This window comes from Variovorax sp. 01N425 (assembly GCF_056399465.1).
In genome coordinates, this window is sequence record NZ_JBFTRJ010000010.1 from 38,436 (window position 1) to 57,376 (window position 18,941).

The 18,941-nt window shown below is 65.6% G+C and carries 19 protein-coding genes; 15 read left to right on the plus strand and 4 right to left on the minus strand.

Translation table 11 applies throughout. The features are described from left to right. Positions 1–128 precede the first annotated feature (128 nt). The 13 genes from AC1DSC_RS18875 to AC1DSC_RS18935 all read left to right on the plus strand — a co-directional run bounded on the left by AC1DSC_RS18875 (position 129) and on the right by AC1DSC_RS18935 (position 12,533). Positions 129–2,129, plus strand: a complete 2,001-nt coding sequence (locus AC1DSC_RS18875; protein WP_478131879.1) for a conjugal transfer protein TraG — start codon at positions 129–131, stop codon at positions 2,127–2,129. Continuing rightward, entirely contained in the window at positions 2,126–2,596 is a 471-nt protein-coding gene (locus AC1DSC_RS18880) for a CopG family transcriptional regulator (RefSeq protein WP_478131880.1), read from the plus strand. The genes AC1DSC_RS18875 and AC1DSC_RS18880 overlap by 4 nt, the downstream gene beginning before the upstream one ends. A 61-nt stretch (positions 2,597–2,657) precedes the next feature. Continuing rightward, the gene (trbB, locus tag AC1DSC_RS18885; RefSeq protein ID WP_478131913.1) at positions 2,658–3,638 is read left to right on the plus strand and encodes a P-type conjugative transfer ATPase TrbB; all 981 of its coding nucleotides are present in this window, start codon (positions 2,658–2,660) and stop codon (positions 3,636–3,638) included. Further along, positions 3,635–3,967: a TrbC/VirB2 family type IV secretion system protein gene (locus AC1DSC_RS18890; protein ID WP_478131881.1), complete on the plus strand. Its 333-nt coding sequence runs from the start codon at positions 3,635–3,637 to the stop codon at positions 3,965–3,967. Before trbB ends, AC1DSC_RS18890 begins: the two co-directional genes overlap by 4 nt. Then, positions 3,964–4,248, plus strand: a complete 285-nt coding sequence (locus AC1DSC_RS18895; RefSeq protein WP_478131882.1) for a VirB3 family type IV secretion system protein — start codon at positions 3,964–3,966, stop codon at positions 4,246–4,248. The genes AC1DSC_RS18890 and AC1DSC_RS18895 overlap by 4 nt, the downstream gene beginning before the upstream one ends. Positions 4,249–4,267: 19 nt before the next feature. Beyond that, complete coding sequence (trbE, locus tag AC1DSC_RS18900) at positions 4,268–6,766, plus strand: conjugal transfer protein TrbE (RefSeq protein ID WP_478131883.1); 2,499 nt, start codon at positions 4,268–4,270, stop codon at positions 6,764–6,766. After that, positions 6,763–7,527 (plus strand): P-type conjugative transfer protein TrbJ, encoded by a 765-nt coding sequence (trbJ, locus tag AC1DSC_RS18905; RefSeq protein ID WP_478131884.1) that lies wholly within the window; start codon positions 6,763–6,765, stop codon positions 7,525–7,527. Before trbE ends, trbJ begins: the two co-directional genes overlap by 4 nt. 10 nt (positions 7,528–7,537) lie before the next feature. Then, positions 7,538–7,846: an EexN family lipoprotein gene (locus AC1DSC_RS18910; protein ID WP_478131885.1), complete on the plus strand. Its 309-nt coding sequence runs from the start codon at positions 7,538–7,540 to the stop codon at positions 7,844–7,846. A gap of 4 nt (positions 7,847–7,850) precedes the next feature. Beyond that, positions 7,851–9,224, plus strand: a complete 1,374-nt coding sequence (trbL, locus tag AC1DSC_RS18915; RefSeq protein WP_478131886.1) for a P-type conjugative transfer protein TrbL — start codon at positions 7,851–7,853, stop codon at positions 9,222–9,224. A 27-nt stretch (positions 9,225–9,251) separates the two neighbouring features. Then, positions 9,252–9,965, plus strand: coding sequence for a conjugal transfer protein TrbF (gene trbF / locus AC1DSC_RS18920; RefSeq protein WP_478131887.1), 714 nt, complete (start codon positions 9,252–9,254; stop codon positions 9,963–9,965). Next, positions 9,962–10,993, plus strand: coding sequence for a P-type conjugative transfer protein TrbG (gene trbG, locus AC1DSC_RS18925; protein WP_478131888.1), 1,032 nt, complete (start codon positions 9,962–9,964; stop codon positions 10,991–10,993). The genes trbF and trbG overlap by 4 nt, the downstream gene beginning before the upstream one ends. Beyond that, positions 10,990–12,303, plus strand: coding sequence for a TraB/TrbI/VirB10 family type IV secretion system protein (locus tag AC1DSC_RS18930; RefSeq protein ID WP_478131889.1), 1,314 nt, complete (start codon positions 10,990–10,992; stop codon positions 12,301–12,303). The genes trbG and AC1DSC_RS18930 overlap by 4 nt, the downstream gene beginning before the upstream one ends. Next, the gene (locus AC1DSC_RS18935) at positions 12,300–12,533 is read left to right on the plus strand and encodes a DUF2274 domain-containing protein (protein ID WP_478131890.1); all 234 of its coding nucleotides are present in this window, start codon (positions 12,300–12,302) and stop codon (positions 12,531–12,533) included. Before AC1DSC_RS18930 ends, AC1DSC_RS18935 begins: the two co-directional genes overlap by 4 nt. Here AC1DSC_RS18935 and AC1DSC_RS18940 read toward each other — a convergent pair. From AC1DSC_RS18940 to AC1DSC_RS18955, 4 genes are all read right to left on the minus strand, one after another. After that, positions 12,524–13,219, minus strand: a complete 696-nt coding sequence (locus tag AC1DSC_RS18940) for a hypothetical protein (RefSeq protein ID WP_478131891.1) — start codon at positions 13,217–13,219, stop codon at positions 12,524–12,526. The genes AC1DSC_RS18935 and AC1DSC_RS18940 overlap by 10 nt on opposite strands. 120 nt (positions 13,220–13,339) lie before the next feature. Next, positions 13,340–13,588 carry a hypothetical protein gene (locus AC1DSC_RS18945; protein ID WP_478131892.1) on the minus strand — a complete coding sequence of 83 codons (249 nt, stop codon included), beginning with the start codon at positions 13,586–13,588 and terminating at the stop codon, positions 13,340–13,342. Positions 13,589–13,640: 52 nt separating this feature from the next. Continuing rightward, positions 13,641–14,651 carry a nucleotidyl transferase AbiEii/AbiGii toxin family protein gene (locus AC1DSC_RS18950; protein WP_478131893.1) on the minus strand — a complete coding sequence of 337 codons (1,011 nt, stop codon included), beginning with the start codon at positions 14,649–14,651 and terminating at the stop codon, positions 13,641–13,643. Continuing rightward, positions 14,644–15,240, minus strand: coding sequence for a DUF6088 family protein (locus tag AC1DSC_RS18955; RefSeq protein WP_478131894.1), 597 nt, complete (start codon positions 15,238–15,240; stop codon positions 14,644–14,646). Before AC1DSC_RS18955 ends, AC1DSC_RS18950 begins: the two co-directional genes overlap by 8 nt. Positions 15,241–15,516: 276 nt before the next feature. Between AC1DSC_RS18955 and AC1DSC_RS18960 the strand changes: the two genes are divergently transcribed. Together AC1DSC_RS18960 and AC1DSC_RS18965 are read left to right on the plus strand one after the other, a co-directional pair. Next, positions 15,517–16,671 carry a ComEC/Rec2 family competence protein gene (locus AC1DSC_RS18960; protein ID WP_478131896.1) on the plus strand — a complete coding sequence of 385 codons (1,155 nt, stop codon included), beginning with the start codon at positions 15,517–15,519 and terminating at the stop codon, positions 16,669–16,671. After that, positions 16,671–18,920, plus strand: a complete 2,250-nt coding sequence (locus tag AC1DSC_RS18965; protein WP_478131897.1) for a ThiF family adenylyltransferase — start codon at positions 16,671–16,673, stop codon at positions 18,918–18,920. The genes AC1DSC_RS18960 and AC1DSC_RS18965 overlap by 1 nt, the downstream gene beginning before the upstream one ends. Positions 18,921–18,941 lie beyond the last annotated feature (21 nt).

Sequence of the window (18,941 nt, forward strand, 5' to 3'; positions counted from 1 at the left end):
TGCCGTCTGATCTACGCCATGACTCGCCCCGCTGGGTGTGCCATTGAGTGGCTTGAAACGAGACTTTGGCGAGCGGTGCCATTGAGGCACATCCCTAGTGACAACGAGGCGCGCGAAGGAGTCGGTTCATGTACGCAGCAGCCCACGGGATCTTGTTTGGACAAATTATCGGCATCTTGGGCGCTGCGGTCGGCGGGGTCTGGGCTGCCACACAGTGGACGGCGCAAGCGCTCGGTTACCAGCCAAGGCTTGGTGCCCGGTGGTTCGAGGTTTTAGGCGTGCCGGTCTACGAGCCATGGAAGCTGTTCGAGTGGTGGTACTGCTACGACGCCTATGCTCCCCAGGTGTTCGAGCGCGGCGGGGCCATTGCTGCATCGAGCGGGATGTCGGCCACTGGTGCAGCAATCGCGATGGCCGTATGGCGCGCGCGGATGGCCAAGCGGGTAACGACCTATGGCTCAGCCCGCTGGGCTGAGTGCGAGGAGATCGCCAAGGCCGGCCTGATGAGGTCAGCAGGTGTGTTTCTCGGCAGGGCATCGGACAAGGGCGGCTCCTATCTGCGTCATGACGGTCCTGAGCATGTGATGGCTTTCGCGCCCACGCGTTCCGGCAAGGGCGTCGGGCTCGTGGTGCCGACGCTGCTGTCCTGGCCCGGCTCGGCCGTGATCCACGACATCAAGGGCGAGAACTGGAACCTGACGGCCGGCTGGCGTGCGCGCTTTTCGCACTGCCTGCTGTTCAACCCGACCGATACGCGCTCGGCGGCCTACAACCCGCTGCTCGAGGTCCGCCGTGGCGCCCACGAGGTGCGCGACGTGCAGAACATCGCTGACATCCTGGTCGACCCCGAAGGTGCTCTGGAGCGCCGCAACCACTGGGAGAAGACCAGCCATGCGCTGTTGGTCGGTGCGATCCTCCACGTGCTGTATGCGTGGGAGGACAAGACGCTGCGCGGGGTGGCCAACTTCCTGTCCGATCCGGCATGCCCCTTCGAGGTAACGCTGCACCGGATGATGACGACGCGGCACATGGACGAGGAAGTCCATCCGGTTGTCGCCTCGGCCGCACGCGAAGTCCTCAACAAGAGCGACAACGAGCGCTCCGGGGTGCTGTCCACGGCCATGTCCTTCCTGGGGCTGTATCGCGACCCGACGGTGGCCGAAGTCACCTCGCGCTGCGACTGGCGTATCGCAGACTTGATCTCTGCTGAACATCCCGTGTCGCTGTATCTGGTGGTGCCGCCTTCGGACATCAGCCGCACCAAGCCGCTGATCCGCTTGATCCTCAACCAGATCGGCCGGCGTCTCACCGAATCGCTCGACGGCTCCGACGGCATCGCGCGGCTCCACAAGCTGCTGCTGATGCTCGACGAGTTCCCGGCCCTGGGCCGGCTGGATTTTTTCGAGTCGGCGTTGGCGTTCATGGCCGGCTACGACCTGCGTGCCTTCCTGATCGCGCAGTCTCTCAATCAGGTCGACAAGGCTTATGGCCCGAATCACTCGATCCTCGACAACTGCCACGTGCGCATCACGTTCGCCACCAACGACGAGCGCACGGCCAAGCGCATCTCCGAGGCGCTGGGGACGGCTACCGAATTGCGTGCGCAACGCAACTACGCCGGGCACCGGCTCGCGCCGTGGCTGGGCCATCTGATGGTCTCGCGCCAGGAGACGGCCCGGCCGCTGCTGACGCCGGGCGAGGTGATGCAGCTGCCGCCCGACGAGGCGGTGGTGATGGTCTCGGGCCATCCGCCGATCAAGGCTAGGAAGCTGCGCTATTACCAGGACCGCAACTTCACGCGGCGTGTGCTGCCACCACCGGCGCTGGCTCCGGGCTTCTACGCGGACAGGCCTGCAGCGCGACTCGACGATTGGAGCGGACTGGCGCCATTGGCCGCTCCCGAGGCTTTGTCGTCAGCCGATGCGGGTGGCTTGGCCGACGACGGCGGCCACCAACTCAAGCCCGAGCTGGAGGTCGCGCGCGACCCGTCAGCGCTACAGGAGGACGAGGGGCTGCTGGTGCTCGATGACGAGGGCGACGTGCCCCTGCGGCCGCGGGACGTGGACCGTCAGCGCACGCGTACCGCGCGCCTCGCGGCACTGGACCCTGACGACGGGATCGCGCTATGAGCCGGACTCGCCTCAACATCTTCATCGAGCCGGAGCACGCCAAGCGGCTGGATCGTCTGGCGGTGCACAAGGGCGTGTCGAAGTCTGCCGTGATCGCCGCCGCACTGGCATCGTTCCTGTCACCCGATGGGGGCGACCAGCGCGAGGCGGCGATCGCCAAGCGCCTTGACCGTCTCTCGCGCCAGTTTGATCGGCTTGAGCGCGACCAGAACATCCTGATCGAGACGCTGGCGCTCTATGTCCGGTACTTCCTCACCGTCTCGATCTCGGTGCCCGAAGGGCAGCAGGAGGCCGCACGGGCGCAGGGGCGGGCCCGCTATGTGCAGTTCATCGAGCAGCTCGGGCGGCACTTGCAGCGCGGGCGCAGTCTGGTACGCGAGATCCATGAGGAGATCGAGCCTGAAGCGGCGCCAACGCACGCGGGGCCGGAGGAACCGGAGGAGGCCGCTGATGGTCCAGCCGTCTGATCGTTCTTCCGGGTCGCTGACCGGCGCCACCGCGGACGGCGCGGTGGCTCGACGCATCCGCATGCTGCGCACGGCCATGGGGCCGGAGATCGCGGCAGCCCTTGCGGATCCGGAGGTTGTGGAGGTGCTGCTCAATCCCGATGGCTCGCTCTGGGTCGACCGGCTCGGCACGGGCCGCGCGCCGACCGGCGCGGCGCTGCCGCCGTCCGTGGCCGAACGCATCATCCGCCTAGTCGCCGCGCACGTGCGCGCGGAGGTGCATGCCGGTACGCCGATCCTCTCGGCCGAGCTGCCCGAGACCGGCGAGCGTTTCCTGGGCGTGCTGCCGCCGGTGGTGCGCGCGCCGTCCTTCGCGATCCGCAAGCGGGCGCTGCGCATCATGAGCCTTGCGCAGTACGTGGCCGACGGGATCCTGACGGGGGACCAGGCCGCGTTTTTGCGGCAGGCAGTGCGCGAGCGCCTGAACATCGTGGTGGCGGGCGGCACCAGCACGGGCAAAACGACGCTCGCGAACGCGCTGCTCGACGAGATCGCCGAGACGCGCGACCGGGTGCTGATCCTCGAAGACACGGTGGAGCTGCAATGCCGCTCCGACGATCACGTGAGCCTACGCACCGAGCGGGGCGTGACCGCGATGGCTGACCTGGTGCGCGCCACCTTGCGGCTGCGGCCCGACCGCATCGTGGTCGGCGAGGTGCGCGGTGCCGAGGCGTTGGACCTGCTCAAGGCCTGGGGCACCGGACATCCAGGGGGGATTGCCACCGTGCATGCCGGCTCCGCGCTGGGCGCCCTCACGCGGCTGGAGCAACTGGTGCAGGAAGTCTCCGTGACCGTGCCGCGCGCGCTGATTGCCGAAGCGGTCCACGTCATCGTCTTCATCGCCGGGCGGGGCCGTGCCCGGCGGGTGCGCGAGATCGCACGGGTCATCGGCCACGACAACGAGGGCTACCAGCTCGACACCTCGGCGGTGCCTGGTTTTCCGTTGCTCTCTTCATCTCGTCCTTCCCCTTCAACCCCGTCGTCTTCTGGAGAGCCGTCATGACGATTTCATGCAATTCCGCAAAGCCGCTTTTGCACGCGGCTTCAGCGGCAATGCTCTTGCTGGCCATCGCGCTGCCCGCGCAGGCGGCCGGCTCGAACATGCCCTGGGAAGCACCGCTTCAGTCGATCCTCGATTCGATCCAGGGGCCCGTGGCCAAGATCGTGGCGGTCATCATCATCATCGTGACCGGCCTGACTCTGGCCTTCGGCGACACCAGCGGAGGCTTCCGCCGACTGATTCAGATCGTGTTCGGCCTGTCGATCGCGTTCGCGGCGTCGAGCTTCTTCCTGACCTTCTTCAGCTTCTCGGGTGGAACGGTGCTGGCATGAGTGAGTCGACCGCTTTCTCAACCGCCCTTGCGCCTGGCTTCGAGATCCCGCTGCACCGGTCCCTCACCGAGCCGATCCTGCTGGGCGGCGCGCCGCGTACCGTGGCGATCGCCAACGGCACGCTGGCCGCCGCGGTAGGTCTCGGGCTTCAGCTCTGGTTACCCGGTATTTTTCTCTGGCTCGTCGGCCACGCGCTGGCCGTCTGGGGCGCGCGCCTGGACCCACAGTTCATGCAGGTCTTCGCGCGGCACATCAAGCAGCGCCCGCTGCTCGATGTCTGAGGCGAGCAGGGGAGACGTCATGCTGAATCTCGCCGAATACCGCAAGCGCCCGGCGCTGCTGGCCGACTGGCTACCCTGGGCCGGGCTCGTCGCACCCGGGGTCGTGCTCAACAAGGATGGATCGTTCCAGCGCACGGCGCGGTTCCGCGGGCCGGATCTGGACAGCGCGACGCAGGGCGAACTGATCGCCACTTCGGCGCGGCTGAACAACGCGCTGCGCCGGCTGGGTTCGGGCTGGGCGCTGTTCGTGGAGGCCGAGCGCTGCGAGGCGGCCGGCTATCCCGAGTCGTCGTTCCCCGAGGCGCTGTCCTGGCTGCTCGACGAGGAGCGCCGCGCGGCGTTCGAAGAAGACGGGAGCCATTTCGAGAGCCGCTATCACCTGACCTTGCTGTACCTGCCGCCCGAGGAATCGAAGGCACGCGCCGCGGGGCTGCTCTATGAGCGCGCTGGGACCGGCGCCCAGGATGGATCGGGTGCGTCGGACGGGTCGGATTGGAAGGGACGGCTGGAGACCTTCGTCTCCGAGACCGAGCGCCTGCTCGATTTGCTCGAAGGCGTGATGCCGGAGGTCGAGTGGCTGGGCGATGCGCAGACCTTGACCTACCTGCACGGCTGCGTGTCGACACGCCGGCATGCGGTCGCGCTGCCCGAAGTGGCGATGCACCTCGATGCGCTGCTGGCCGATGAGCCGCTGACGGGCGGGCTGGCGCCGATGCTCGGCGGCCGGCATCTGCGCGTGCTGACGGTGCGCGGCTTCCCGACCTCGACCTGGCCGGGGCTGCTCGACGATCTGAACCGCCTGGGCTTCGCCTACCGCTGGAGCACGCGCTTCCTGTGCCTGGACAAGGCCGAGGCCGAGAAGGAGCTCGTGCGCCTGCGCCGCCAGTGGTTCGCCAAGCGCAAGAACATCGTCGCACTGCTGCGCGAGACCATCTTCCAGCAGGAAAGCGCGCTGGTCGACTCGGACGCCTCGAACAAGGCGGCGGATGCCGATGCGGCGCTGCAGGAACTGGGCAGCGACCAGGTGGCCTTCGGCTACGCGACGGCCACCGTGACGGTGCTCGATGCCAGTGCCACCGTGGCCGATGAAAAGCTGCGCGCGGTGGAGAGGGCCATTCAGGTGCGGGGCTTCGTGACGATCCCCGAGACGCTCAATGCGGTCGAGGCCTGGCTGTCGTCGATCCCGGGCCACGCCTACGCCAATGTGCGCCAGCCCATCGTCTCGACCCTGAACCTCGCGCACATGATGCCGGTGTCGGCAGTGTGGGCGGGACCGGAGCGCAATGCGCATCTCGATGGCCCGCCTCTGATCGTGACACGCACCGACGGCGCCACGCCGTTCCGGCTGGTCACACACATCGGCGACGTCGGGCACACGCTGGTGGTCGGCCCGACCGGCATGGGCAAGTCGGTGCTGCTCGCCACGCTCGCACTGCAGTTTCGCCGCTATCCGGGCTCGCGCATCCTGGCCTTCGACATGGGGCGCTCGTTGAGGGCCACGATCCTGGGGCTGGGCGGCGAGCACTACGACCTCGGGACTGATGGCGAGATCGCTTTTCAGCCGCTCGCGCGCATCGACCGGGATGGGTACCGCACCTGGGCGGCGGAGTGGGTGGAAGGGCGACTTCGACAGGAGGGCCTGGAGGTCGGGCCGGCCGAGCGGGAGATGGTGTGGTCGGCACTGGCCAGCCTCGCCACCGCGCCGCCCGAACAGCGCACGATGACCGGGCTGGCGGTGCTGCTGCAGTCGAATGCCCTGCGCCAGGCGCTGGCGCCCTATGTGCTCGGCGGTGCGCACGGGCGACTGCTGGACGCGGACCGGGACCGGCTGCGGGCGTCTTCCATCCAGTGTTTCGAGATGGAGGAACTGATGCACAGCAAGGCGGCCGTGCTGGCCGTGCTGGGCTACCTGTTCGCGCGCTTCGACGAGCGTTTCGACGGCGCGCCCACGCTGCTGATCCTCGACGAGGCCTGGCTGTTCCTCGACGACCCGGTGTTCGCGGCGCGCATCCGCCAGTGGCTCAAGACGCTGCGCAAGAAGAACGTGTCGGTGATCTTCGCGACCCAGAGCCTGGCCGACATCCAGAACTCCAGCATCGCCCCGGCCATCGTGGAGAGCTGCGCGAGCCGGATCTTCCTGCCCAACCCGCAGGCCACGGAGCCGCAGATCCGCGTGATCTACGAGGGCTTCGGGCTCAACCGCCGGCAGATCGAGATCGTCGCCACGGCGCAGCCCAAGCGCGACTACTACTACCAGTCGCGTCTGGGCAACCGGGTCTTCGAGCTCGGGCTCGGGCCAGTGGCGCTGGCGTTCGCGGGTGCGGCCTCGCCCGAGGACCAGCGCGAACTCGACCGCGTGCAGGCCTCGGTCGGAGCGTCGCCGTTCGCGCGGATGCCTTCGGTCTTCGCGGCGGCATGGCTGCGCCACCGCGGGCTCGGCTGGGCGGCCGACCTCATTCCTTCGTTTCCATCTGCATTCCCACCTCTTTCCTCAACCTCGCAGGAGCCAATGCCATGAACCTCCCGTCTTCCCTCAAACCCCGGATCGCCGCGCTGGTCGCGGTCAGTGCGATCGCCTTCGGTGTGGCCCCGCCGGCGCATGCCATCTTCGGCGTCGGCGACACCGTGTTCGATGCGTCCAACTTCATCCAGAACATGCTGACGGCGGCCCGCGCGCTGGAGCAGATCAACAACCAGGTCGAGCAGTTGCAGAACGAGGCGCAGATGCTGCGCAACCAGGCGAGGAACCTTCAGGGCCTGGACTTCAGTGCGCTGTCCGAGCTGAAGTCGACGCTGGCGGCGACCAATCAGCTGATTCAGCAGGCGCAGGGGCTGGCCTTCAACGTCTCGCGCATGGAGGACGAGTTCAAGCGGCTCTATCCCGAGTCGTTCTCGGCGACGATATCCGGCGCGCAGATGGCCGGCGATGCGCGTCAGCGCTGGCGCAATTCGCTGGAAGCCCTGCGCACCGCCACGCAGGTGCAGTCGCAGGCGATGCAGAACTTCGCCGCCGACGAGCGGACGCTGACCGATCTCGTGAACCGCAGCCAGTCGGCCACGGGGGCGTTGCAGGCGATGCAGGCGACCAACCAGCTGCTGGCGCTGCAATCGCGCCAGTCAATCCAGGCGCAACAGCTGCAGATCACGCAGGACCGCGCCGCGGCGCTGGAGCAGGCGCGGCAGGTCGCGGTGCAGGAGCGTGCGCGCGAGGTGCGCCGGCGCTTCATGGGCAGCGGCACGCCGTACACGCCCTACAGCGTGAGCTTCTATGGCAGCTGAGGGGACGTCCATGAAGAACCTGTTCCTCATCATCATGGCCGCCGCCGTCCTGGCGCTCGCCGGCTGCGGCAAGTCCGAGCCTTCCCGGTCCGCGATCGAGTCCGTCGAAGCCCTGGTCGCGAATCCCGAGCGGCTGAAGGAACTGCGCGCGCAGTGCAAGGCCGACCACGCCAGCATGGGCGACGCGCAGTGCCATGAGGTGGCCGAGGCCACGCGCCAGCGCTTCATGAGCGGCGGCCAGTCGCCCTACGCGAACGACCCGGTCTCGCCATCGGCTGCACCGGCTTCGCCGCCAGCCGACGCGGGCGCCAAGGACTGACGCGATGGACGATGTCGCGGTCATCGACCGCTTCCTCGACGTCTTCTCGCGCTACATCGATTCGGGCTTCGGCTTGCTGCACGGCGAGGTCGCCTTCCTCACGGCCACGCTGGTCGTGATCGACATGACGCTGGCCGGGCTGTTCTGGGCCATGAGCCAGGCGACGGGGCAGGGCGACGACGTGATCGCGCGGCTGATCCGCAAGGTGCTCTATGTGGGGGCGTTCGCTTTCATCATCGGCCACTTCAACCAGCTGGCCGGGGTCCTGTTCCGCTCGTTCGCGGGGCTCGGCCTGGTGGCATCGGGCTCCGGCCTGACGCAGGCGCAGTTCCTGCAGCCCGGCCGGCTCGCGCAAGTCGGCATCGAGGCGGGCCGGCCGATCATGGAGCAGATCGGCGAGATGACGGGCTTCCCCGAGACCTTCGCCCACCTGGACACCATCGCGGTGCTGTTCCTGGCCTGGCTGGTGCTGATCGTGAGCTTCTTCGTGCTCGCGGTGCAGCTGTTCGTCACTCTGATCGAGTTCAAGCTGACGACCCTGGCGGGCTTCGTGCTCGTGCCCTTCGCCTTGTGGAACAAGACCGCGTTCCTGGCCGAGAAGGTGCTGGGCAACGTGGTGTCGTCGGGCATCAAGGTGCTGGTGCTGGCCGTGATCGTGGGGATCGGCACGGGCCTCTTCGCGGAGTTCCGCACGCCGCCCGGGGCCGAGCCGTCCATCGACCATGCGCTGACGATCATGCTGGCATCGCTCGCGATGCTGGGCCTGGGAATCTTCGGGCCGGGAATCGCGACCGGACTGGTGTCGGGCGCGCCGCAGCTTGGTGCCGGCGCGGCGGCGGGCACGGCCCTGGGTGCGGCGGGCCTGGCCGTCGCTGGTGGCGCGGCCGTAGCAAGCACGGGTTCCGCCGTGGCCGCGGGGGCGCGCATGGCGCCCGGGGCAGCGCGTGCGGCCATCGGCGGCGGCGCAGCGGCCGCACGTTCGGCCAGCGGTCTGGCGACCGGTGCGAAGTCGGCCTACCAGGCGGGCGCGGCGGCATCCAGTGGCGGTGGCGTGCGCGCGGTCGGCGCAGGCCTTGCCCATCTCGCGAAAACCGGTGCCGGCGCTGTCGGCCAGCGCGTCGCGTCCGGCGCCCAGGCGGTCAAGGAGCGCTTGGCGAGCTTCGTGGCCGATGCCGCAGCGCCTGCGACCACGGGGAATGCGGCATCTGCCGGTGCGGAGGAGGCCGGTGGACCCACCCCCGAACCCGCATGGGCCCGGCAGATGCGCCGCAAGCAGCAGCTGAGCCATGCGGCCTCGACGACGGCTCACGTGCTGCGCTCGGGCGACCACGGCGGCAGCGGCACCGGCCCGACCCTGCGCGACGAGTCCAACGGCTGATCCGTTTTCTTTTGAGGAGAACCATCCATGCGATTCAAGCGTCCCCAGGTGCGGTACTCGGACACGCCCGAGCCCGTCACTCCTTATCAGGCTGCGGCACAGGTCTGGGACCAGCGCATCGGCGGCGCGCGCGTGCAGGCGAAGAATTGGCGCCTGATGGCCTTCGGCTGTCTCTCGCTGGCCCTGCTGATGGCCGGTGGGCTGGTCTGGCGCTCGGCGCAGTCCATCGTGACGCCCTACGTCGTCGAGGTGGACAACGCCGGCCAGGTGCGTGCGGTCGGCGAGGCCGCCACGCCGTACAAGCCCAGCGACGCGCAGATCGCACACCATCTGGCCCGCTTCATCACCGACGTGCGCTCGCTGTCGATCGATCCGATCGTGGTACGGCAGAACTGGCTCGAGGCCTACGAATACACGACGGACCGCGGCGCTGCGACGCTGAACGACTACGCGCGTGCCAACGATCCGTTCTCGCGCATCGGAGAGAGCTCGGTGGTGGTGCAGATCAACAGCGTGGTGCGCGCGAGCGATTCGTCGTTCCAGGTGCGGTGGACCGAGCGGCGCTACGTCAACGGCGAAGCGGCCGGGCTGGAGCGCTGGACCGCGGTGCTGGCGATCGTGCTGCAGGCGCCGCGCACCGAGGAGCGGCTGCGCAGGAACCCGCTGGGCATCTACGTCAACGGTTTGTCCTGGAGCCGCGAGCTCGATGCGGCGGACACAGCGAAAGGAACCAAGCCATGAAGACGGATTTCCGTAAACACGCATTTGCACCGATCCTGATCGGGGCGGCCGTCCTTGTCGGTTGTGCCACGCAGGGCAAGCCGCCGCCGGCGATCCCGCTGGACGAGCCGGTGACCGCCGCCGCGCAGCCGTTGCCGGAACCGACCCCGCCCGTCGAAGTGGTCGAGGTGCCGAAGCCTCTTCCGCTGCCCGGGCAGATGAAGGCGCTGCCGAGCGCGCAGGAAGCGAAGCCGGCGCCGGAACCCACCGACGAGAAGATGCGGGTCTCGCGGGCCAACGAAGAGGCCCGCGTCGCGCCGACCCGCGAGGGCTACGTCAATGCGATCCAGGTCTGGCCGTATGCAGAGGGTGCGCTGTATCAGGTCTACACCAGTCCGGGCCGCGTGACTGTCATCGCGCTGCAGGAGGGCGAGGAACTGGTGGCGGTCTCGGCCGGCGACACGGTGCGCTGGATCGTGGGGGACACGGTCAGCGGCAGCGGTGCGAGCCAGCGTGTCCACGTGCTCGTGAAACCCACGCGCGTGGGCCTGAAGACGAACCTGGTCATCACCACGAATCGGCGCACCTACCTGCTCGAGCTGTCCTCGACGCCGCAGGCCTGGATGGCATCGGTGTCCTGGGATTATCCGAAGGACCGGATGCTGGCGTTGCAGAAGCAGGCGAAAGAGGCACAGGCCGCGGCCCCTGTGGATTCGGGTCTGTCGGTGGAACAGATCCGGTTCCGCTATGCGATCAGCGGCGATGCGCCGTCCTGGAAGCCGTTGCGCGCCTTCGACGACGGGCAGAAGGTCTACATCCAGTTCCCGGGCGGCATCGCGCAGGGCGAGCTGCCGCCGCTGTTCGTGATCGGGCCGCAGGGCGACGGGCAGCTCGTGAACTACCGCTTCCGCTCGCCGTACTACGTGGTGGATCGCCTCTTCGGTGCGGCGGAACTGCGGCTGGGCGGCTTCAAGGACGGCAAGGCCGAGGTGGTGCGTATCGAGCGAACGGATGGCGATGCCTCGGGGGCGCGGAGTGGTGGGTCATGAGTACGGAGGACACCGTACCGTCCCCATCGTCTCAGGTCGCGCCCAAGGTTGCGCCGGAGACGGTGGCCCTGCGCGCGCAGGCCCGGTCGGTCGTGCGACTCAACCGCCGCGTGCTGGCGATCGGCGCCGGCACCCTGGCCGCGGCCGTGCTCGGCGGCACAATGTGGTCGCTGCAGTCGCAGAAGCGCGAGCGCGACCCGGCCGCCGAGCTGTACAACGTCGACCGCGTGGCCCGGGCCGATGGCCTGGACCAGTTGCCGAAGGACTATGCGGGGATGCCGCCGGCGCCGAAGCCGGCGCCACCAGTACTGGGGCCGCCGTTGCCGGGGGACCTCGGGTCGGCCATGGCGAAGGCGCAGCAGCCGATGGAGACGAGGGCGGGGCAGGGTGTCGATCCGGCGCAGGCCGAACGGTTGGCGGCCGAGGAGGCGGCGCGGTCCTCGGTATTCTTCCGGCGCAGCGGCGAGGGTACTGCGGCGAAGCGGGGGACTGTTGCCGAGCACGCCATGTCCGCAACTGCCGCCAATGTGTCTGGGACGTCGGCGGGTCAGCAGCCGTTCAATCCCTTGGGCGCGATGAGCCCGGCCGTGGCTACTCCGGTCGACCCGGTGATGGCGCAGAACCGCCAGGACCGGAAGGAAGCTTTTCTGGCGAGTGCCGGTGACACGGCCACGCGCAATGCCGGCGGCCTGCAACTGCCGGCTTCGCCGTACCAGGTGATGGCGGGGACCATCATCCCGGCGGCGCTGGTGACGGGCATCAACTCCGACCTGCCGGGACAGGTGATCGCCACGGTGACAGAGGCGGTCTACGACACGGCCACGGGGCGCCACCTGCTGATCCCGCAGGGATCGCGGCTGATCGGGCGCTACGACAGCCAGGTGGCGTTCGGGCAGCGGCGCGTGCTGCTGGTGTGGACGCGGCTGATCCTGCCAGACACGTCGTCGGTGGCGCTGGACCGGTTGCCGGGGATCGATCCGGCCGGCCATGCTGGGCTGGAGGATGGTGTCGACTGGCATTGGAGTCGCATCCTGGCCGGCGCGGCGCTGTCGACGCTGCTCGGTATAGGGGCAGAGCTGGCGGCACCGCAGAACCAGACGGATCAGGACGGCAATCGCCTCGTGATCGCCGTGCGCGAGGGGGCGCAGGATACGGTGAACGAGGTAGGGCAGGAGATCACGAAGCGCAACGCGAGCATTCAGCCGACGCTGACGATCCGGCCGGGGTTTCCGATGCGGGTAATGGTGAGCAAAGACCTCATCTTGCGGCCGTACCAGCCGCTGTTCTTCCAAAAGGGATCTGGACAATGAGCACGAACAAGCTGCGGCTTGGTCCTTTGCCGAAGGCTGAGACCACCAAGCTCACAGTAACCCTGCCTTCCGACTTGAAGCAGCAACTTGAACGGTACGCGCAGTTGCATAGCCAAGCGCACGGCGAACCGGTTGATGCAGTTGCGTTGATTCCACACATGCTCGCTGCGTTCATCGCACGGGATCGAGCGTTCAAGGCGATGCGGCTCAAGCTTGCGGCTCAACAATAGAGTTCAAAGGCAGAAGGGAGGTTGTCTCCGAGGATGATTACCTTGGACCACTTGTACCTATCTCGGTGTAGAAGCAAGTTGTTGCGTACCTCGCTCCAATACGCGCTCGTCAGGCCAAAAAACATGGTGTCCACAAGAACCAGCCACCATTCGGGGTGCAGCGATCGATATTGCTCGATTTTTGCCTCTTTCTCGGACATGCAGAGCTGTACGTTCCGAACTGCCTCAGAAACGATAGGCCCACCTGCATCGAGGTCACTGATCGACGACAAGCAGAAGAATGCTTCGTATGCCCGCCCGGCAGGATTCAGGCTCAGCTCAAAATTCGGATGAATTTGAAAGCAGGTCGGTTGACCACTGTCGGTTATTTTGAATTCTCGGAGGGCACGAAGAATGGGTTCTCGGAGCTGCTTGAAGTCGGATAGCGGTCTGCGCCACTTTAGTGACACGTACCAAGATTGTCCGTCTCGACCGGGCCCCAACTTGGGAAGCTCCTTGTTGAACCAAGGGACTATCGAGTAGTGAACTTTCTCTATCCCGTGCAGTTTTCCGGTGGCCGTCACGATGTTCTGATTGAGGCGACGTACCTCTACGGCGATGCGTCCATCGATCAGAAAGTCAGGAGGGATATTCCCATGCGGCTCATACTGAACTTGCCCGAGACCGAGCGAAGTCAGATAGTCCATCGCCTGTCTCTCGGTCGAATCCATCTCTCTTCTTGGTCTTTCAGCGGCGCTTGTCTAGGACGTCGTCGATTCTGCTGAAGGTCGCCCCACCGCCGTAGGTACAGTCGGTCAGGATGAACGTCACGTAGCCACTCGGCGACTCGGCAATTGCAAGAGGTAAACGGAAGACCGGACAGCACCGATATTCGCCCCCTTCGGCACGGCGTCACGCCGCTGGCGCATCCCCCAGACCGCAGCATCGACATCGCGGCGAGTGCGCTCTTCAAAGAACTCACTGAAGGTCGGGCCCGAGGAATCGAGCTCATAACCGCTAGCCATGCGGAGCAGTCGCTCCAGCTTGTGCCGTTCAATAGAAGACATGTCGGCCATGGTTTGTCCGCTGTGCATCAACGGCTCTAGGATGACCGATCATCCCCACGCCTCATGCCGCATTCGCCTTCTCTTGAATCGCGCGGCATTGATGGAGCAGCGCGTCGAACGACTCGACCTCCTCTAGGAACAAGCCATCGTCGATCATGTGCTGGTAGTCGGCGGCCAACTTGGCCAAGGCGTCGTCGTCGGGAACGAGGCGGAGACCGCCCGCGACTGCGGTGTGGTAGTCGATCAGTCCACCGTCCAGGTTCTTCTCCACGAAGAAGATGCTCTTGTGATCGGCCACAGCCTTCGCCAGCTCCGTATCTGCGATCGCCGAGTCGGCGAAGCCGGCGGCATCGAGCCGCGTCACGTCGTGCCAATGGCGAGCGAATCTATCCCCGCCTCGAAAGGCACCTTGCGCGCAGAAGACGTGGATCGCGGTAGCTTTTTCCCAGAAGGTCCGCTCGGCACGCATCACCTGTGGCCTCGCTTCGGGAAACTCGACACCCTGCAGGTGTGCGGCTGCATCGCAGTGAACGGAGCGCAATTCGCTAGGCTCGCCGGTGGATCGCGCGCCAAATTCGAGCATGACGGCCGACGGGACATAGCCCGTTCCCGAGGCCAAGGGCGTGTAGTCGATGAACACCTTGTCGCCTTCGGCCCGGACCGTGGCCGGTAGGCCATGCTGCCCAAGGTCCTGCTGGAGCAGTGGAACGACATCGGTGGCCACCCAGTCAGCCAAACGGGCGCGGATCTCCTTGCTCCACTTCTTTTCCTGGCTCTTGCTGGCCGGGAGCGGCACACCCGTATCGCCGATCAGATCAGCGGCGATGGCTCGGATGTCGTAGGTGAGATCCACGTCCTCCGAGAACCGCTGGATGACGCCATAGGCCTTCGAGAGGGATGTGCCACCCTTGAAAACAAGATGCGGCGCGTAGGGCGCGGCGAAGAGGTGCCGCAGGGCCCACACCACCCAAACGTCTTTTTCCAACAGGTGGGGAGGGCGTCCAGACGCGTTGGCGGCTTGGGCAAGGGCCTCCAGGCGCTCGCCAGCGGAGAGCTCGAAGAACTCAGCCATGCGGTACCAGCGCGCTCACCTCCTGCGCCATCCAGGTCGGGAGGCGCGCCCGTGCCGACGCCACTTCCTTCATCTCGGCCGGCGGCAGTTTGGCGCGCAGCGCCCGCAGCGCAGCGCCGGCTTTTTCAGGCCCCAACCACGCCAGCGCTCGCACCACATCGCCGGCAGCGCGGCCAGGAAAGATCAGCTGCCACAGCGGCGCGTGCCGCAACTCCACGGTCTGGGCGCCCAGCTTCAAGCGGCGGCTGGGGCCGGATGTCAGGTAGACGGACCGCGTCGGCACCTGAGTCGTGAGTCCGAGCGCGTTGGCGGCGGACGCACCATGGGACACGATGGTTTCCCCGCGCTGACTGGCGAGTCCCTCGACCATCTTGGCGGTCGAGGGGGCACGGGAGCCGAAGCGGCTCTCGACCGGCAGGACATAGATGCCGCGACCCGCGCGGAGCAGGGCGCCGCGCTGAACCAGGCGGGACAGAACCTGGTCCACCGCCGCCCGGTTCCCCAGGTGCAGCAGTTCCTTCGCGACCAAGGGCGTGCCTTCCGGCAATCCGGCGGCGTGCTCCAGAACTTGTTTGGCGAGGGTTTGCATGGCGGTAGCTTCTATCTAGTTGGTAGAAGCATAGCGAAGTTTCTGACAGTTTTCAAGCCATCGGGGATGGTGGAGACGCCGGTCTATGGTTGCGCTTCGCTACATGCCGATGCTCCAGCAAAACACCTAGATTACTGATAATGCATCCAGTATAATTTGTAACGGACAACTAGATGTGGTGTGTTGACCCTATTTGACACCCCAGATATAGTGTCATTAGCACTCTTGGTGGCTGAGTGCCAAACTTCGTTTGCCACTGTGCTGAAAGGGCAGACCGTGGCAGATGTGCACCAAGTTAGCTTCTATCCCGTTGGAAACGGCGATACCACGCAGATCGTCTTGTCGGGCGGTCGCCGAGTCTTGTTTGACTTCTGTCACCGGAACAAGGCAGAGGACTCCGACACCCCGGAAATCGATCTCAAGGCGCGCCTGAAGGACGATCTGAAGAAGGCCGGCCGCGACTACTTCGATGTCGTTGCCTTCACCCACGCGGACCTGGACCACATCCAAGGAAGCACCGACTTCTTCGAACTGCAGCACGCGAAGAAGTACCACGGAGAAGGCCGCGTCAAGATCCGCGAGCTCTGGGTTCCGGCCGCCATGCTGCTCGAGGAAGCCGACAACGATCACCAGACCGAGGAGTACGTGCTTCTTCGGCAAGAGGCCCGACACCGCCTGCTCGAAGGCAAGGACATCCTGGTCTTCTCGAAACCACAAGCAGTGGCCGATTGGCTGGCGCCGCTGCTGAAAGCGCGGGGCGAGAGCGCATCGGCACGGGACCATCTGTTCATCGATGCCGGCAAAATCGTCCCTGGTTTCTCGCTCGATCTGGACCGCGTCGAGTTCTTCTGCCACTCACCATTCATCAAGCACTGCGACGAAGGCGACATCATCCGTAACCGCGCTTCGCTGGTTTTCAATGTGCGGTTCCGTGCGGACGGTGCGCATTTCGACTATCTCGAAGTTGGCGATGCCACCTGGGAAGAGATGGAAGACATCGTCAGCACGACCAAATACCACAAGAATGATGATCGGCTTGCCTGGGACCTGTACAACATCCCGCACCACTGCAGCTACCTCGCACTCAGTGACGAGAAAGGCGACAAGGAAACCGAACCCAAGCCGTTGATCAAGGATCTCCTGCGGCTGGGGAAGAAGGATTCGTACATCGTCAGTTGCAGCAAGCCGGTGACTGACGTGAAGGAGTCGTACAGCCAAACGCAGCCGCCGCACATCCAGGCTCGCAAGGCCTACGAGCGCTACCTCAAAGAAGTCGGTGGTCGCAAGTTCCTCGTCACGATGGAAGAGCCCAACGCCAACAAGCCGGAGCCGATCACCTTCGAGATCACGAGCGGTGGTGTCACCTGGAAGCGTTCCACATCCATCGGCGCGCCGGCCATCATCCTGTCGACGCCGCCACGGGCGGGCTGATGAGCGAAGAGTTTCACGAACTCGTCAACGTCAGCGAAATTGCAGATGCGGCGGCACTGACGATTCCGCGTGCGAAGGCGTTGTTCGACTCGATCACGCGTCAGCGCGACTACGAAGTCGTCCAGCTCCTGCAACATTCTGCTGGTGATGCGCCAAAGCTCGAATGCGTCGTCGTCGATGTCGAATGCGATGGCGTTCCACCAAAGAACACGGTCGGGATCAACTACAGAGAGCGCTTGGCCCTCTGCGTTCCCGACGACCCTAAGTTGTTGATAGAAGTGCTGGCTCTGCGCAAGGATTTCCCGGTGCTGATGCACCAGAACCAAGGTATCCCGGGCACTGCAGCCAGCCTCTGCCTGTACTTCGAGCCCGTGGCCACCGTGATGCGCACGTGGACCCCACAGAGCTTCCTGCGCCGCATCCAGTGGTGGCTCGAAAAAAGCGCGCGAGGTGAGTTACACCCGGCGGATCAGCCAGTTGAGCATCTCTTCTTCGCGACCAAGTACGAGCTAGTCCTGCCATGGAACCTCGCAGATCTGCGCAAGAGCACGGCGCATCGCTTCGTGATCGCCAGGGGCTCGGAACGCCCGGACAAAGGCTTCACTTGCTTTCTGGAAGCGATCCCCAAAGATGAGGCGCTTAAGGCCGGCACCGCTGCGCCTATCGAACTGGTTCTGGCCCCCGTGATACACGGTTTCGTTGAACGCGATCCCGCAACGCTCGGCCAACTTGCCGACCTGCTGTCGAGACGAGGAATCGACCTCATCGCTGCATTGCGAACTGAACTGCACGCCCGAATTGGCGACGCAGGGCTCGCAGCCACCGGCGATGCCAAATTCACGGTGCTGCTTCTGCATATTCCCATTTGCCGGACCGAGGGGGAAGCCCCCGTCCGAACGAGCCACCGGGCATTTGTCGTGATGATCGGCGCGATGGACCTGGGCGTTGCCATCGGCGCGTTGATGCTCCACGAAAAGCGATATTTCAAGGACTTGCTGAACACGCAACCGGCGAGCCAATGGCGCACGCAAGAAGTCCTTCCGATGGACGTCCTGAGCCGGAACGACACGGCAGCCGCCAGAAAGCAATCGGGTGTTCCTGGGGAAGGCCCTTCCGGTGTGCTGATCGGCGCGGGCTCTCTCGGCAGCGCATTGCTCAACCTTTGGGGCCGCACAGGCTGGGGGCAATGGACGATCATCGACAAGGATCACGTCAAGCCGCACAACCTGTCGCGCCACGTTGCCTATGCTCAGCATATCGGCGAGCCAAAGGCGACCGTGGTGGCCGACCTGCACGCTGCGGCCATGCATGGCGCCAGCGAAGTCACGGCGCTCAACCTGGATGCCAGCGATTTCAAGCAATGTGCGCTGACCGATGCTTTGACGGCCGCGAAGCTGGTGGTAGACGCATCGACCACACTCGAGTACCCGCGCGCTGCCAGCGTAGTCGATGCCTTCGCTCGGCACTTCTCCGTCTTCATCACACCCGATGGCAACGCGGCGGTGCTGCTCGCAGAGGATGCACTGCGATCACTACGTCTGCGCAGCTTGGAAGCGCAGTACTACCGTGCACTGATACAAGAAGGCTGGGGTAAGGACCACCTTGCCGGCAACGCAAGTTCGTTCTGGAGCGGCGCGAGCTGCCGCGACATTTCGATGGTCATGCCGTACTCGCGAATCATGGGGCACGCCAGCACCCTAGCCGAGCAGATTCCGCACGTTGCAGAACGAGAAGAGGCGTTGATCCGCGTGTGGCAACGTGATCCCGCCCGCGGTGTGGTCGACGTGTACGACGTGCCTGCGTTATCGGAGCGGCGAATGAAGCTCGGCGAGTTCGACCTGTTCATCGACGCGGGCGTTGAACGGCAACTGAGGGAGTTGAGAACGAAGGGTTTTCCCAACGAAACCGGCGGGGTGCTGCTCGGATACTACGATTTCAACGTCGGCGCAGTCGTCGTGGTCGCAGGCCTTCCTGCGCCCCCGGACAGCAAAGCCAGCCCAGGCTCGTTCGAGCGAGGTATTGCTGGGTTGGCGGAAGCAGTCAACGAAGCCTCCATACGAACCGCTGGCATCGTCAGCTACATCGGCGAATGGCATAGCCATCCGCCCGGGCACTCGGCGTCACCCAGCAAGGATGACCTGATTCAACTCGTTCATCTGGCGTTGGGCATGGCGGATGACGGCCTTCCCGGCGTTCAACTGATCGTCGGCGAAGACGACCTGCAGGTCTTGCAGGGCACGGTGAAGTGATGCGCACGGTTCTGCGACCGT

What these genes read in the sequence shown, in the direction of transcription:
- AC1DSC_RS18875 (WP_478131879.1), top strand. Translation starts at nt 129, where the DNA reads ATGTACGCAGCAGCCCACGGGATCTTGTTTGGACAAATTATCGGCATC.
- AC1DSC_RS18880 (WP_478131880.1), top strand. Translation starts at nt 2,126, where the DNA reads ATGAGCCGGACTCGCCTCAACATCTTCATCGAGCCGGAGCACGCCAAG.
- trbB (WP_478131913.1), top strand. Translation starts at nt 2,658, where the DNA reads ATGCTGCGCACGGCCATGGGGCCGGAGATCGCGGCAGCCCTTGCGGAT.
- AC1DSC_RS18890 (WP_478131881.1), top strand. Translation starts at nt 3,635, where the DNA reads ATGACGATTTCATGCAATTCCGCAAAGCCGCTTTTGCACGCGGCTTCA.
- AC1DSC_RS18895 (WP_478131882.1), top strand. Translation starts at nt 3,964, where the DNA reads ATGAGTGAGTCGACCGCTTTCTCAACCGCCCTTGCGCCTGGCTTCGAG.
- trbE (WP_478131883.1), top strand. Translation starts at nt 4,268, where the DNA reads ATGCTGAATCTCGCCGAATACCGCAAGCGCCCGGCGCTGCTGGCCGAC.
- trbJ (WP_478131884.1), top strand. Translation starts at nt 6,763, where the DNA reads ATGAACCTCCCGTCTTCCCTCAAACCCCGGATCGCCGCGCTGGTCGCG.
- AC1DSC_RS18910 (WP_478131885.1), top strand. Translation starts at nt 7,538, where the DNA reads ATGAAGAACCTGTTCCTCATCATCATGGCCGCCGCCGTCCTGGCGCTC.
- trbL (WP_478131886.1), top strand. Translation starts at nt 7,851, where the DNA reads ATGGACGATGTCGCGGTCATCGACCGCTTCCTCGACGTCTTCTCGCGC.
- trbF (WP_478131887.1), top strand. Translation starts at nt 9,252, where the DNA reads ATGCGATTCAAGCGTCCCCAGGTGCGGTACTCGGACACGCCCGAGCCC.
- trbG (WP_478131888.1), top strand. Translation starts at nt 9,962, where the DNA reads ATGAAGACGGATTTCCGTAAACACGCATTTGCACCGATCCTGATCGGG.
- AC1DSC_RS18930 (WP_478131889.1), top strand. Translation starts at nt 10,990, where the DNA reads ATGAGTACGGAGGACACCGTACCGTCCCCATCGTCTCAGGTCGCGCCC.
- AC1DSC_RS18935 (WP_478131890.1), top strand. Translation starts at nt 12,300, where the DNA reads ATGAGCACGAACAAGCTGCGGCTTGGTCCTTTGCCGAAGGCTGAGACC.
- AC1DSC_RS18940 (WP_478131891.1), bottom strand. Translation starts at nt 13,219, where the DNA reads ATGGACTATCTGACTTCGCTCGGTCTCGGGCAAGTTCAGTATGAGCCG.
- AC1DSC_RS18945 (WP_478131892.1), bottom strand. Translation starts at nt 13,588, where the DNA reads ATGGCCGACATGTCTTCTATTGAACGGCACAAGCTGGAGCGACTGCTC.
- AC1DSC_RS18950 (WP_478131893.1), bottom strand. Translation starts at nt 14,651, where the DNA reads ATGGCTGAGTTCTTCGAGCTCTCCGCTGGCGAGCGCCTGGAGGCCCTT.
- AC1DSC_RS18955 (WP_478131894.1), bottom strand. Translation starts at nt 15,240, where the DNA reads ATGCAAACCCTCGCCAAACAAGTTCTGGAGCACGCCGCCGGATTGCCG.
- AC1DSC_RS18965 (WP_478131897.1), top strand. Translation starts at nt 16,671, where the DNA reads ATGAGCGAAGAGTTTCACGAACTCGTCAACGTCAGCGAAATTGCAGAT.